The organism is Mongoliitalea sp., from assembly GCF_054166905.1.
Map to the genome: position 1 here is coordinate 24,249 of NZ_JBSZCK010000036.1, position 14,218 is coordinate 38,466.

At 41.4% G+C, this 14,218-nt stretch carries 6 protein-coding genes; 2 read left to right on the forward strand and 4 right to left on the reverse strand.

The window, feature by feature from the left end; translation table 11 throughout:
• The first annotated feature begins 3 nt into the window (after nt 1–3).
• Both ACXIUD_RS13480 and ACXIUD_RS13485 read left to right on the forward strand, forming a co-directional pair.
• A complete protein-coding gene (locus ACXIUD_RS13480) occupies nt 4–1,188 on the forward strand; it encodes an MFS transporter (RefSeq protein WP_458053169.1) in 1,185 nt (394 codons plus the stop codon).
• Nucleotides 1,189–1,249: 61 nt separating this feature from the next.
• Nucleotides 1,250–8,035 (forward strand): PAS domain S-box protein, encoded by a 6,786-nt coding sequence (locus ACXIUD_RS13485; RefSeq protein WP_458053170.1) that lies wholly within the window; start codon nt 1,250–1,252, stop codon nt 8,033–8,035.
• A gap of 1,716 nt (nt 8,036–9,751) precedes the next feature.
• Here ACXIUD_RS13485 and ACXIUD_RS13490 read toward each other — a convergent pair.
• The 4 genes from ACXIUD_RS13490 to ACXIUD_RS13505 all read right to left on the reverse strand — a co-directional run bounded on the left by ACXIUD_RS13490 (nt 9,752) and on the right by ACXIUD_RS13505 (nt 13,716).
• The gene (locus tag ACXIUD_RS13490; RefSeq protein ID WP_458053171.1) at nt 9,752–10,147 is read right to left on the reverse strand and encodes an HIT family protein; all 396 of its coding nucleotides are present in this window, start codon (nt 10,145–10,147) and stop codon (nt 9,752–9,754) included.
• A gap of 49 nt (nt 10,148–10,196) precedes the next feature.
• Nucleotides 10,197–10,670 carry a transcription elongation factor GreA gene (greA, locus tag ACXIUD_RS13495; RefSeq protein WP_458053172.1) on the reverse strand — a complete coding sequence of 158 codons (474 nt, stop codon included), beginning with the start codon at nt 10,668–10,670 and terminating at the stop codon, nt 10,197–10,199.
• Nucleotides 10,671–10,857: 187 nt separating this feature from the next.
• Entirely contained in the window at nt 10,858–11,802 is a 945-nt protein-coding gene (locus ACXIUD_RS13500; RefSeq protein ID WP_458053173.1) for an NAD(P)-dependent oxidoreductase, read from the reverse strand.
• 3 nt (nt 11,803–11,805) lie between these two features.
• Nucleotides 11,806–13,716, reverse strand: coding sequence for a polysaccharide biosynthesis protein (locus ACXIUD_RS13505; RefSeq protein WP_458053174.1), 1,911 nt, complete (start codon nt 13,714–13,716; stop codon nt 11,806–11,808).
• Between the last annotated feature and the right edge of the window lie 502 nt (nt 13,717–14,218).

Here is a 14,218-nt window from a genome sequence, read left to right on the forward strand (position 1 = left end):
TGTATGAATAGAATCCTGAGTATGATCGTGGTGGCGCAGTTTTTCGCCACCTCTTTATGGTTTGCCGGAAATGCAGTCGTACAGGACCTTGCTCAGGAATTTGAATTAGCAGATACCTATTTAGCCCATATTACTTCTGCAGTGCAGGTGGGATTCATTGTAGGAACACTTTTCTTCGCAATTTTCACCATAGCCGATCGGTTCTCTCCCTCCAAAGTTTTTTTTATCAGTGCCTTGTTGGCAGCAAGTCTCAATTTATCGATTGTGTGGCTGGCTACAGGTGGCTGGGAAATCCTCGTGCTCAGATTTGGAACAGGCTTTTTCTTGGCAGGTATCTATCCAGTAGGAATGAAAATTGCCTCTGACTACTTTGACAAAGGTTTGGGAAAATCCTTGGGACTATTGGTAGGGGCTTTGGTATTGGGCACCTCTTTTCCGCACTTGATCAAAGCCTTTTCTACTGGTTTGCCATGGGCTTGGGTGCTATACGGAACATCTGCCTTGGCCATACTTGGAGGAATACTGATTCTGATAGGTGTTCCGGATGGCCCATATCGCAAAAAAAGTCAGTCCATCGATTTCAGGGCATTTTCAAAGGTTTTTCGAGTGCCCAAATTCCGTGCTGCGGCCTTTGGCTATTTCGGACACATGTGGGAACTCTACACTTTTTGGGCTTTTGTACCTGTTTTCATGGCAGCCTATATGACCTTTCATGAAGTGAGTCTTGATATTTCTTTTATTAGTTTTTGCGTAATTGGTATCGGAGGAGTGTCCTGTGCAATTGGGGGATTTTTATCAGAAAAACTTTCACCTGCCTTTATTGCAGGATCGGCTTTGAAAACCTCTGGAATCTGTTGCGCTCTTTCTCCTTTGTTTTTTTTGCAAGCATCGTCAGCTTTGTTAATACTATTTCTGCTGATCTGGGGTATGGCCGTCACCGCAGATTCACCCATGTTTTCCACTTTAGTAGCTTCCAATGCTCCCGCAGATTCCAAAGCCACCGCACTGACAATTGTCAACTGCCTAGGTTTTGCTCTGACCATACCGAGTATTCAATTGGTACAGTTACTTTCTTCATCCCTCCCTCCTTACATGATTTTTTTAGTCCTAGCATTAGGTCCGATAGTAGGGTTACGTACTTTTCAACGAGGATTTAGTCTCCGATTACCTAAGCAAAATCAATTTTAAAATATTTATTTTTTTGCTACCTTGTTCCAAGTAAAAAATTATCCATTGCACCATTTTTATTATGACAAGACAGGAAGTTCCTCTTTCCTCTGAAAGTATAAACATCATCGCTATCGGAGCTTCTGCTGGAGGCTTAGAAGCACTTCAAGATTTTCTTTCCACTATACCAGAATTAAAAAACACAGCCATTCTCATCGCCCAGCATCTGAGCCCTACACACAAGAGTATGTTGGTGCACTTGCTGAGTAAAGAAACTGCGCTCACAGTTGAAGAAGCCAAATCAGGCCTAGCCTTAGCTCCCAATACTGTATACATCACTCCTCCTGATAATGAAATCAGCATTGGAAAAGATTTGAAAATCCATCTTCAAAAACCCCATTCCAATGTAGGTCCCAAACCTTCGGTAGATGTCTTATTTGATTCTCTACAATACCTACCGCAGCAACATAAAATTGTCGCCATCATTCTCTCCGGGACAGGCTCGGACGGTGCACAAGGAATCCGATCTTTAAAACACAGAGAGGTTTTGACAATCGCACAAGATCCGAATACCGCCAAATATGATGGTATGCCAAGTGCAGCCATCCAAACAGGTTTAATCGATCTCACACTCAAAACCCCTATTATGGGTCAAGCGATATGGGACTATTTCCAAGGAAAGCACATAATCCCCTCATCAGAAGTGGAAACAGGTATTATCGCCGACGATTCTTTATCAAAAATCCTAGAACTATTAGGAAAACGCACGGGAACAGACTTTTCCAACTATAAATCCGCTACCATTTCGAGAAGATTGGAAAAACGTATGACTCAACTCAGGATCCATGATATCAAGGACTATTTAAACCTAGTGGAGAAAAAGCCTCATGAGTTGGACGATATGTTTAATATGATCCTCATCGGGGTGACTACTTTTTTTAGAGATAAAGAATCTTTTGAAGCGCTCGAAAAAGAATTGACAAGCTATTTAGAGAAAAAAAACTTCAAGGATCAGATCCGAATTTGGGTTCCCGGCTGCTCTACAGGCGAAGAAGCCTACTCCATTGCCATAATCTTAAGCCAAATTTTCAAAGGGCAAGCACATAATTACAACATACAGATTTTTGCCACCGACATCGATGATCGAGCGATTATTGCGGCTCGTAAAGGCCTCTACTCGGAAGATTCCATCAAGCCTATTCCTCAAAACCTACTTGAAAAATTCTTTATCCGCAAAGGTAATGAGTATGAACTGGTAAAAGCTATCAGGTCAATGGTCTTGTTTTCTAAGCATGACGTCATCAACAATCCCCCCTTCCTGAAGATGGATTTGATTTCTTGTAGGAATCTTCTGATTTACTTCAACAATGCTTTACAGCAGCAAGTATTACCTATTTTTCACTATTCCTTGAATCCGGAAGGAATACTGTTTTTAGGAAAATCGGAAACAGTTGGGCAGTTTACAGATCTTTTTTCGACTATTGATAGCAAAAACAAACTATTTAGGCGAAGAAGAGGCGGAGGCATACATCAGGTGAAATTTGCATCCTTCAAGTCCATCAAACAAGAATTGCCTCAGGAAAAAAAGCCCCTTGTCAAAAAGACCCTTTCTCTATCAGAGGCCATTCGAGAGACCATCTTCAAAACCTTTGAATATCCCTACGTAGTCATCAATGAATCTTACGATATTCAGGAAGTCAATGGAGACGTTCGTTTATTTATGAGTCTGTCTCCTGGCAATATACAGGTTAACTTGCTGAAAATGGTCAATCAGGAGTTGCAGATCGAACTCCGTGCAGTATTGACTAAGACATTTCGTGAAAAAAGTGCCGTCAGCAGTCACATAAAAAAATTCCACTTATTTGGTAAGGATTATTTTGTGCGAATTACAGCAAAGCCCTTATTCAATGCAGAGCTGTATGAGGATATGTATTTGGTGATTTTTCAACGCTTGGAATTAGAGGAGTTTATACAAAATAGTTCATTCGGAAATAACGAAAGTGCCCAAAATTCACGGATAGTGGAACTTGAGCACGAATTAGCTGCTACCAAAGAGCACTTGCAAACCTACATTGAAGAGATTGAAACTGCCAATGAAGAATTGCAGTCACTCAATGAGGAAATGCAAAGCACCAACGAAGAGTTGCAGTCCAGCAATGAGGAACTAGAAACCAGTAATGAAGAATTGCAGAGCACCAATGAGGAAATACAGATTGCTTATAGTGAATTGAAGGCAGCCCATGAGGAATTAGAGAAAAAAGAAACCCTGCTAAAAATCTCTCAAGCCAATTCCTATTCCTTATTAAACAACAACCTGCAAGGCCTCTTATTGATTGACAGTTCCTATCGGGTAATTGAATTGAATCAACAGGCCCAACGCATATTCTATGATATCAAGGGAGACAATATCTTCGTTCATGATAGTTTCATCGATTTTTTACCTTTGGGTCAACTAGATGAGTTTATCACCCAGTTGAAAAAATGCTCCTCAGGACAGGTTTGCACACTCGACATCCAATTGGTAGATTTCAAACATATCATCCGAAATTATACCTTTAATTTTTCTCCGGTATTGGTGGATTCTACCACAGTCTCTGGTATTTCTATCGGGATTTTGGAAACCACAGCCATTAAAAATGCCCTTTCAGAGCTCAATGTATCAGAGCGTTTGATCAACTCAGTATTTACTGCCACTACAACGGGAATTTGCATCACTGATAGCCAAGGTCGCTTTGTCGATGTCAACCAAGCCTACTGCGAACTTTGCGGATATACCAAAGAGGAATTGATCGGACAAAAATTCACCATGGTGGTGCAGCCACGGCTTCGGAAAGAGCTAGAGCGCATGCATGAGGATTTCATCAAACATGGGAAAGAGCTTCCGATGGATTTTGACGTGGTAAACAAAAGTGGCCGAATTTTGAAAGTTTCCTCCTCTGCCGACCTATTAATTCAACCAGACGGACAGCGCTACAAAGTAACCTCTGTCCGGGATATTACCCGGGAACGAAACCTCCAAATGCTAATCTCTGAAGCACTGCAAATTTCACAATTAGGTGCTTGGGAACTGGATCCTCAGTCAAAACTGATGGAAATGACTCCTTTGTTCAAGAAAATCTTCTCAGTGTCTCCTAATGAACCGATGAATCTTCCCGATTTTCTCGCTCATTTCCGTGGGAAAAAAAACCAAGACAAGATTTCAAAATCCATTCTTCGCTGCATTACTGCTGGTGAGACCTTTGATTTAGAAGTGCCGATCAATAATCCTGAAATGGAGGAACAATGGATACGGATTATTGGAAAAGCCGAACGATCAGACAATAAGACCATCCGAATCTTTGGTTCCATTCAAGATATTAGTAAGGGAAAACTTTTAGAACTACAACTAGCTTCCATCAATAAAAATCTTCCTGGAGCCTTGATGCGCTTAGCATTGACCAAATCAGGGGAACAAAAAATTTTGTATCTATCTGAGGGAGCTAGAAGCCTTTGGGGCGTAGATCCATCCGATGCTATTCAGGACAACTCCCTTATCTGGGGCAAGATTGATGATGAAGAAAAAATTGCAATCAAAGCCTCTCTAAAGGCATCAGCTGAAATGTTAAGCCCATGGACGAAAGTTTGGAGCTTCAAGGATGCAGAAGCTAGAATTACTTGGAATAAAGGAAGTGGAAATCCATTCCGGACAGAAGATGGGACGGTAGTATGGGATATCGTCGTATTGGATATCAGCGAAGAATTCCAAACCAAAGCACTCTTAGAAGAAACCGAAAAACGTTTTGAATATCTATTTGAACAAGTAGATAGCTTAGCAGTGCAAGGTTATGACAAAACAGGAAAAGTTAAGTATTGGAACAGCGCCTCCGAAAAATTATATGGATACACTAGGGAAGAGGCGATAGGAAAATACCTTTGGGATTTGATTATCCCGGAAGAAATCATTCCAATTGTCAAAACCAATGTATATAATATGGTCACACAAGGTGATTTCATTTCCTCCGAAGAATTGCCAACGAAACATAAATCAGGAGAACTGATCCCTGTCTACTCCAACCATACCCTGATTCAGCTTCCCGGCAAAGATTTAGAGATTTTCTGTATTGACATCAGTTTGAAAGATCAGAAAAAAGCTGAAATCCAACTCCAAGAAAGTAAAGCTTTGTTGGTGGAGGCGCAGAAAATTGCCAAAATGGGTAACTGGAACTTTGATTTCAGAAATGATAGTTTGACTTGGTCCGAAGGCTTATACGAAGTATTCGATGCTGATCGAGAAACGTTCTTAGAGACACATGGATCATTTATCAACTTGGTTCATGAGAGCCATCGGGAATTTGTGTTACACACAAGCCAACACACGCAAAAAACCGGAGAGCCTTTCACTATCCAATATCCAATCACCACTCCTTTGGGTAGAGAAAAAATCATTGAGGAACATGGATACGCAGAGAAGGATCAAGAGGGAAATATTATACGATTATACGGCACCGCACAAGATGTCACTGCGCAGGTTACCTATGAAGAGAAACTCAAACTAGCCAATCAACGCTACGAATATGCCACTCAAGCAACAGCAGATATCATTTTTGACTTCAAAATTGACCAGCAAATCATCACCTGGGGCAAAAATGCTGAAATAATTTTCGGAGAGGCTATTCATGAAATGGAGTTTGTAAGTACTGCTTCAGAATTTTTGGAATTAATCTCTGACCAAAAATCAATGGTCGATAGTGTAAAAGCAGTGATCAGAGACAAAAAGTCTACTCTATGGAACTCAGAACAGCAGATCAGATTAGCCAATGACAAAATAGCTGATTTTTCCATTAAAGCATTTTTACTGCGTACTGAATCAGGCCATGCCTATCGTGCTATTGGTGCATTACAGGATATTTCCAAGCAACGCCTCACGGAAACCCGAACTAATATTTTGAATGAAATTCGAAGTATTTTCAATAGTAATCTTCCAATTACGGAGAGCTTAGAGGAAGCACTGAAGGTGATCTGTTCAGCTGTAAATTTGGAAATGGGTGAGTTGTGGACCACGACGATTGATCAAAAATCCATCAACCTCATAGCCAAATATGCGTCAAATGATGCTATCGTGGAGTTTTTCAATACATCAAGTCATATCACCTCTTTCCAAAAAGGCCAAGGATTTGCTGGAAATGTCTGGAATGATAACGAAATACAAGTTTGGACGGATATCGATAAACATATTCAATTTGTTAGAAAAACTCAGGCCAAGCAAGCAGGAATTCATATGGTATTGGGCGTTCCCTTAAGTATCAATGAGCATGTGATAGGAGTTTTGATATTTGGAAGTCAGGGCAGCGGAGAAAGTATGTCTTTTTTGAAGGATATTCTTACTGAACTTCAGTCATCGCTTAGTGCAGAACTGCTGCGTAAAAAAATCGAAAATGAATTACAGGAAATTTTCGAAGCAACACCTGATATCATTTGTTTGTCAGGATATGATGGCTATTTCAAAAAAATCAATCCCGCCGCTTGTAAGATTTTGGGCTACACAGAAGAGGAATTATTATCCCGCCCATTCCTAGAATTCACCCATCCTGATGACCGTCCCAAAACAGGAGATGAATTGATGAGCTTAGTGGAAGGAAAGGAGACATTTTACTTTGAAAACCGGTATGTAACTAAATCTGGACAAACTGTTTGGCTATCGTGGAGTTCTAGGTCCAATCCATCAGAACAATTAATTTATGCGGTGGCAAAAAATATTACCGAGCAAAAAAAGCTGCAGAAAACACTCGATGCTGCAACAGTTTTGGCTCAGATGGGTGGATGGGAAATCGACTTGCGCAGTGAAGATGTTATCTTAACCCAAACCGCCTTGGAAATCTATGAATTACCCGAAAATTATGATGTTAAAAAAGACCTAGTGGAAGACTTTTTCTTGGAACCTTATAAAAGTGAATTCAAGACAGCCTTTTTCAAATGCCTTGAAAATGGAGAAGCATTTGAACAAGAAAGTAAAATCCGAGGGTATTCAGGAAAAGAAAAATGGATTCGTATCATTGGAAAACCTGAATATGAAAATGGTGTCCCTATCAAAATTATCGGAAGTACCCAGGATATTACTACAATAAAGAATTTTGAAGAGTCTCTCAAGCTGTTGAATGAAAACCTTCGCGAGCAAAGTAAGCGCTTGGCCATGTCCAATGCAGACTTGGAGCAGTTTGCCTACGTAGCTTCCCACGATCTACAGGAGCCTCTCCGCATGGTATCCAACTTTATGTCTTTATTGGATAAAAAGTATGGAGATCAGTTGGACGGCAAAGCCAAGGAATACATTGATTATGCCATAGAAGGAGCCAAAAAGATGCGCTCTATTATACTGGGCTTGCTAGAATTTTCACGTGCAGGTCGCTATCCTGATGCGCTGGAAACAGTCAATATCAACGAGGTAGTCGATGAAGTACTCAAACTTCAAGGTAAACTGATTGAGGAAGCCAATGCCACTATTGAAATCGGTACTTTACCGATCATTTCAGCCCTACGCTTACCCATGATCCAAGTATTCTCCAACCTGATTAATAATAGTTTGAAATACATGGACCCTAATCGCCCTATAATAATCAACATTTCTGCGGAGGAGTTTCCACAAGAGTGGATATTTAAGGTATCTGATAATGGTCAGGGAATCCCAAAAGAATATTTGGATAAAATATTCATTATTTTTCAACGTGTCATCCAAAATGGCAGGCAAAACGGGAGCGGACTGGGACTCGCCATTGTCAAAAAAATCATCGAAAAATTCGGTGGCAGCATCTGGGTAGAGTCCGAAGTCGGAAAAGGAAGCAGCTTCTTCTTTAGCGTTCCGAAACAGGGAGGAGTGAGCAGTGGACAGTGAACAGTGCATAGTGAACAGTTGGCAGTGAACAGTGCATAGTGAACAGTGATTGGGAATGTGGAATGTGGAATGTAGAATTCTTGTGCTGAGCGTAGTCGAAGCACTTGTGCTGAGCGTAGTCGAAGCAAGGAATGACAGTGGGCTGACTGGTAGTCTTGGAGTTGACAGTTAGTAGTGGGAAGTGAACAGTTGGCAGTGGGGAATTGCCGCTGTGCCGCTGTCCGAGATTTGTAATCTCGGTCAGCAGATAAATGGGGATTTGCAATCCCCTAGGGGTATTTTTGATTTTATATTGGGAGGCAAGGTTTAGCGAGAGTTTCTCTGAGGAATTTAGGGGCGTTAGCCCTGCTATCTTCGTAGCTCGATTAAATGGATGTTGGAAGTCAGAGGGGCGTTAGCCCTGAGCTCTTTCATCCGGAGATTTGGATGATTGAATGAATACATAAAGTTCTTTGCCATTGGCTTTTGTCAGCCGTCCCGATGGGACTTTGGGGGAAAGGGTGCTTTCATGTTCCACAGGTTGAAACCCATGGCTAGTTTGTCGACCATCGGTTATTAGCAACCCATACGGTTTAGGTAAAGTTTGACCCCTTCAGGGTCCAAATTATTGAAAAAAATCACTTGCTAACCTCGGGTTGAAACCCGAGGCTATTGAAAGGTTTGACTCTTTCAGAGTCTGGAATCTTGTGTCTTGTGTCTTATGTCTTGTGTCTTGTGTCTTATATCTCGCTTCTCGTCTCTTAATTCTTCCCTCTAAAATCTAAAATAATTTTTCCACGCTTTCTGTGTATTCTGCGAGAAACCCATTCGTGCAATTCGCTGAGCTTTGCGAATAAATTGGAGAATTATGCTAATGAAAAAGATATCAGAAGCCTAATCCATCAAGCTAATACTTCCTTCGTGTAATTCGTGTCATTCGTGGACCTTTTAAGACATTAGACTCGATTGAAGGAGGAAGGAGGAAGGAGGAAGGAGGAAGGAGGAATTTTGTGGGAACCCGCAATTTCCGTCGGAAAAACATCTGTGTGAATCTGTGCAAATCAATTTTTAGATCTGTGTTTAACCTAATTTTTCTGCGGTTTCCGCGCTTTCTGCGAGAGCATTGCATCCATTTCCTTTGGAGTATCCTTCTTTGATTCCATAAAATGATTGTCGAAACTCAGTGGCATAGCCACGTCCCACATACTAGCCTAGGGTTTCAACCCTAGGAAAAGATGTTTCCCCCACCCGTATCCAGAGGCTCGCAGGGTAATAGCCTTCGAGCTAATAAGCGTCTTCCGAGCCGATCTGGGGTAATTTCTTTCATACAGGGGAATTCAATTCCATTTAAATAATGAAATATTTCGCGAAGGATTATTTTCAGCTAACAACCTATTTACCCTAAGATAGCACCTCGGTAGGCTTTCTTTGCTTCCATCGGTTATTAGCAACGCATACGATTCAGGTAAAGTTGGACCCCTTCAGGGTCCAAATCATTGAAAAACAATCCATTCCCAACCTCGGGTTGAAACCCGAGGCTATTGAAAGGTTTGACTCTTTCAGAGTCTAGAATCTTATGTCCTATATCTTGTTTCTTGCCTCTTGTTTCTTGCCTCTTGTTTCTTGCCTCTTGTTTCTTGCCTCTTGTTTCTTACCTCTTGTTTCTTGTCTCTTGTTTCTTGCCTCTTGATTCTTATGTCTTAGACCAACAATCATCATCACCGATTACCTCCACTCCTACAAAAAACCTCCCTTAATCGTCTCAGCAATTTGTCTCAGCTCATCAGAACTGAGTTTGAGTTTGGGGCGGGTGAAGTTGATATCATCCATGGTACGCAAGGGAACCAAATGCACATGCACATGGGGGACTTCCAAGCCTACCACCGCTACTCCTACACGGGTACAGGGAATCGTCTTGTCAATAGCTTTAGCTACTTTTTTGGCAAACACATGCAAACCGGCCAAGGTGGTATCATCCAAGTCAAAGATGTAATCCACCTCAACTTTAGGAACTACCAAGACATGTCCTCTGCTCAAGGGCATGATGTCTAAAAAAGCAATGTATTCCGCATCCTCCGCCACAATATGGGCAGGAATCTCTCGATTGATGATTTTTGTAAATATGCTAGCCATGGGATAAAAATAAAAAATCCCGATGGATTATCATCGGGATCAAGTAGTATTAATAAGAGATTTCCAATATCTCAAATTCCAACACCCCCGCGGGAGCGTTGATTTGGGCTATTTCGCCGACAGTTTTACCTACCAAACCTTTTCCAAAAGGAGAGCCCAAGGAAATCTTTCCAGATTTCAAATCTGCTTCCTCCTCGGATACTAGCGTATAGGCTACTGTCATGCCATTTTTCACATTCTTGATTTTGACCGTACTTAAAATACCGGCCTTCGAAGTATCTACTTTGGAATTATCCATCACGCGGGCATTACCTACCACCTCTTCCAACTTGGCGATTTTTAACTCCAACAAACCTTGGGCATCCTTGGCTGCATCGTACTCGGCATTTTCACTCAAATCACCTTTGTCACGTGCCTCAGCAATCTGCTTGGCAATATCTATTCTCCCCTTGGTCTTCAACTCATGAAGCTCGTCTTTCAGACGCTTCAAGCCTTCTTCGGTGTAATACTGAATTTTTCCCATGTTCGTATTCGTTTTACTTGCTATGAAAAATAGAAGAAACGGCTCCCAGATGGAAACCGTTTCCTCTACACAAATTGCTATATTGTTGAGCAAATATATAAAATTCCGAATGATAAAACAATTCTCCGTATATTTTGACGGCTATTGTTTGCTCCATTCAGCTTATATATTCAAGAGCGCTATCCATTTATTCGGTAACAAATGCTTCTGAAATCTTCCTCACCAATACCCGATTGATCTTTTCATAAGACTCCACCGTCCACCCTGCCACATGCGGACTAAAAAGCACATTGTTCCGCACAGCTAAGCGCTCAAAACTAGCTTGTTGAGCAGCAGTAAAGCGTTTGAATTTTTCATTTTCCAAAACATCTAACACCGCACCTTTGATAATTCCTTGATCAAAAGCCCAATTGAGCGTATCAAAGGAAACTAATTCCCCTCTTGCAGTATTGATAAGGTAGATGGGTTTTTTAAACTGAGAGAAAAAAGCCCGATCCAGGAAATCGGCTGTTTCAGCTGTCAAAGGCACATGAACGGAAAGTACATCTGACTGCTCAAAAATCTCTTGTAGAGCAACTTCCTGTACTGATGTAGTACCGAAATCCTCTTTATACTTATCATAAGCCAATATGGCTACATCAAATCCCTGTAAACGCTTGGCAAAGGCCGAACCCATATTTCCGAATCCGATAATCCCCACTGTTTTCCCTTGCAATTCCACCCCTCGGTTGCCTTCACGGTCCCAAATACCTTTACGAACTTGGGTATCTGATTGAACTAATTTATTGAAAAGTGCTAAAAGCCCTCCAAGAGCATGTTCAGCTACAGCATCCATATTACCTTCGGCTGCATGAAAAAGCTTGATGCCCCGTACTTCGAGTAGATCCCTGTCAATCTGATCCAAGCCAGCCCCTGCCCTACCGATAAACTCCAGGGAATGTGCGGCTTCAATCAGTTCCCGATCTATAACGGTCTTTGAACGGATAATCATGCCCACATAGCCATGGATGATGGAAAGTATTTCATCCCGAAGAATATCGGGCCTATAGTCCACCATGAAGCCCTGAGCCTGCAAAAGGGAACAAATGGAGAGATGCATCTCATCGATGATCAGTACGCGCTTGGTAATCATAAATTAATTCAGTCGGTCCAATACTTCAAAACGAGAAGACTGACTGATAAATTCCGGAACAATACTTTTTAAATGAGCAACCAAGTCATTTTCTTCGTTTTCCTCTATAAGACCTTTAAATAGTGTGATTTGTTTTTCCAATTTGTAGTAATCTATCACCGGTACCTGCGCAATCATGATACGTGGGTGATGGGTAATTTTTACTACTTCAGAGTTGTTTAGCAACTCTTCGAACAATTTTTCTCCTTCCCTCAAGCCCGTAAATACTATTTTGATATCCTCTTCAACCTTCTTCCCGGATAGCTGTATCATCTTCTTGGCTAAGTCGACAATCTTGATGGGTTCGCCCATATCGAAGACAAATACCTCTCCCCCATTACCCATGACACCTGCTTCCAAGACCAACTGACAGGCTTCCGGAATGGTCATAAAATAACGGGTAATATCAGGATGCGTAACAGTCAAAGGTCCTCCTTTTTTGATTTGCTTCCTAAACAATGGGATCACCGAGCCATTGGAACCCAGCACATTTCCGAATCGGGTTGTAATAAACTTAGTATGCCTAGATCCATAATTTTTCTTTAGGAAATCATTCAAGGATTGTACATACATTTCGGCAACACGCTTAGTGGCCCCCATGACATTGGTTGGATTCACCGCTTTATCTGTACTGACAAATACAAATTTTTCTACATGGTGGAGAATAGCCAAATCCACAATATTTTTCGTACCCAAAATATTGGTCCGCATGGATTCCTCGGGATAGTTTTCCATCATTGGCACGTGCTTGTAGGCAGCTGCATGGAAAACAAGCTGAGGTTTGTGGGTGGCAAAAAGCTTTTGCATTTTTTTCCGATCTCGAATATCACCTAAAACAATTTTTCTCGGTGCAGCCGTATCACATTCATTAAGTTCCTGTTCAATATCATACAATGCTGACTCCGCAGTATCTACCATAATCAGTTCAAGGGGCTGATATAAAGCGATTTGCCTGCACAATTCCGACCCTATAGATCCTGCCGCTCCCGTCACAAGCACAACTTTCCCTTTCAAATCCTGCGCTATGCGTGGATTGTCCAAGGAAATCTGCTCTCTACTGAGCAAATCTTCAATTTTAACATCCTGAATGGCATTGGCATCGAGGTTTCCATTGATCCATTGATCTACGGGTGGCATGATACTCGTGTGAATATTCAGACGCAGACATTCGTCAATGATCTCACGCTTCCGGTGAACCGGAATATCCTTGATGGAGATGATCAAATCGGTGACCCCATATTTTTCTACCAAAAATTCCAGTTTATCCAATCCTAGATAAATTCGCTTTCCTAAGAGGATTTTTCCATTCATTTGGGGGGCATCATCCAAAAAAGCAACAATATCAAAAATATTGTCTCTATCCCGCATGATTACATTGTGAACAATAATCCCGGCCTCTCCAGCCCCAAAGAGCACAGCTTTCCTAGTCAAAGGAGAAGCTTCGGTCTTCCGCACGTAGACAAAGAGTTCCTTCACCACCAATCGGTAAAAGATCAGTAAGCAAAGAGATGTAAGGGATGAAATAATCAAAACCGATATAGGCACTAAATACGATGCCTCCAATACAAATTCAGCAAATAGATTGACTGAAATCAATAGGATAAAGGAATACAGGATGGTCTGGAAAATGATTACTCCATCCTTGAAACCCGTATGGCGCACGATCCCCTGATAGCTTCGGGTAATCAACATCATGATCACTACTGCCACCATAAAGACTGTACTTCCAAGGAAAATCCTGTTGTCTGTTACTACATCGAGTTCAAAATTGAACCGCGTAAGGTAACCAATTAGCCCTGCGATCCAAAAGACCACTGCGTCCAATACGCCAATGACCCATCTTGGCAGTATGGTTAATCGTTTCAAAAAGTTCATAAAAGTATGGCTGGGGTTTTAATAGTGAAACAAGTTTTCATATTACAACTCATCAATTTAAGTATGTTTATTGATATTTTAAAGCGAATTCAGAAATATTTGAAGCTAAAGCCAACACCTCCTTCGTGTCTTTTAAGACATTAGACTTGCCTTCTGCAAGCAGGCGTGAGACATTAGACTCGATTGAAGGATGAGGGATGAAGGATGAAGGAGGAATTTTGTGAGAACCTGCAATTTCCGTCAGGAAAAAGATCTGTGTGAATCAGTGAAGATCAATTTTTAGATCTGTGTTTAACCTAAATTTTCTGCGCTTTCTGTGGCTTCTGCGAGAACTCCTCGGTTTTCTGACCTCCCCCCCGCGGTTCTAAAGAAGATTGTTCCAAGCTAAAGCAAACGATTCAAAAAGGTTCTTAACTCCAATTTCCGTCAGGAAAAACATCTGTGAAAATCTGTGACGATCAATTTTTAGATCTGTGTTCAAACCTATTTTTTCTGTGGTTTC

Excerpts from the sequence above, each read along its gene's own strand:
- ACXIUD_RS13505 (WP_458053174.1), bottom strand. The coding sequence starts at position 13,716 with ATGAACTTTTTGAAACGATTAACCATACTGCCAAGATGGGTCATTGGC.
- ACXIUD_RS13480 (WP_458053169.1), top strand. The coding sequence starts at position 4 with ATGAATAGAATCCTGAGTATGATCGTGGTGGCGCAGTTTTTCGCCACC.
- ACXIUD_RS13485 (WP_458053170.1), top strand. The coding sequence starts at position 1,250 with ATGACAAGACAGGAAGTTCCTCTTTCCTCTGAAAGTATAAACATCATC.
- ACXIUD_RS13500 (WP_458053173.1), bottom strand. The coding sequence starts at position 11,802 with ATGATTACCAAGCGCGTACTGATCATCGATGAGATGCATCTCTCCATT.
- greA (WP_458053172.1), bottom strand. The coding sequence starts at position 10,670 with ATGGGAAAAATTCAGTATTACACCGAAGAAGGCTTGAAGCGTCTGAAA.
- ACXIUD_RS13490 (WP_458053171.1), bottom strand. The coding sequence starts at position 10,147 with ATGGCTAGCATATTTACAAAAATCATCAATCGAGAGATTCCTGCCCAT.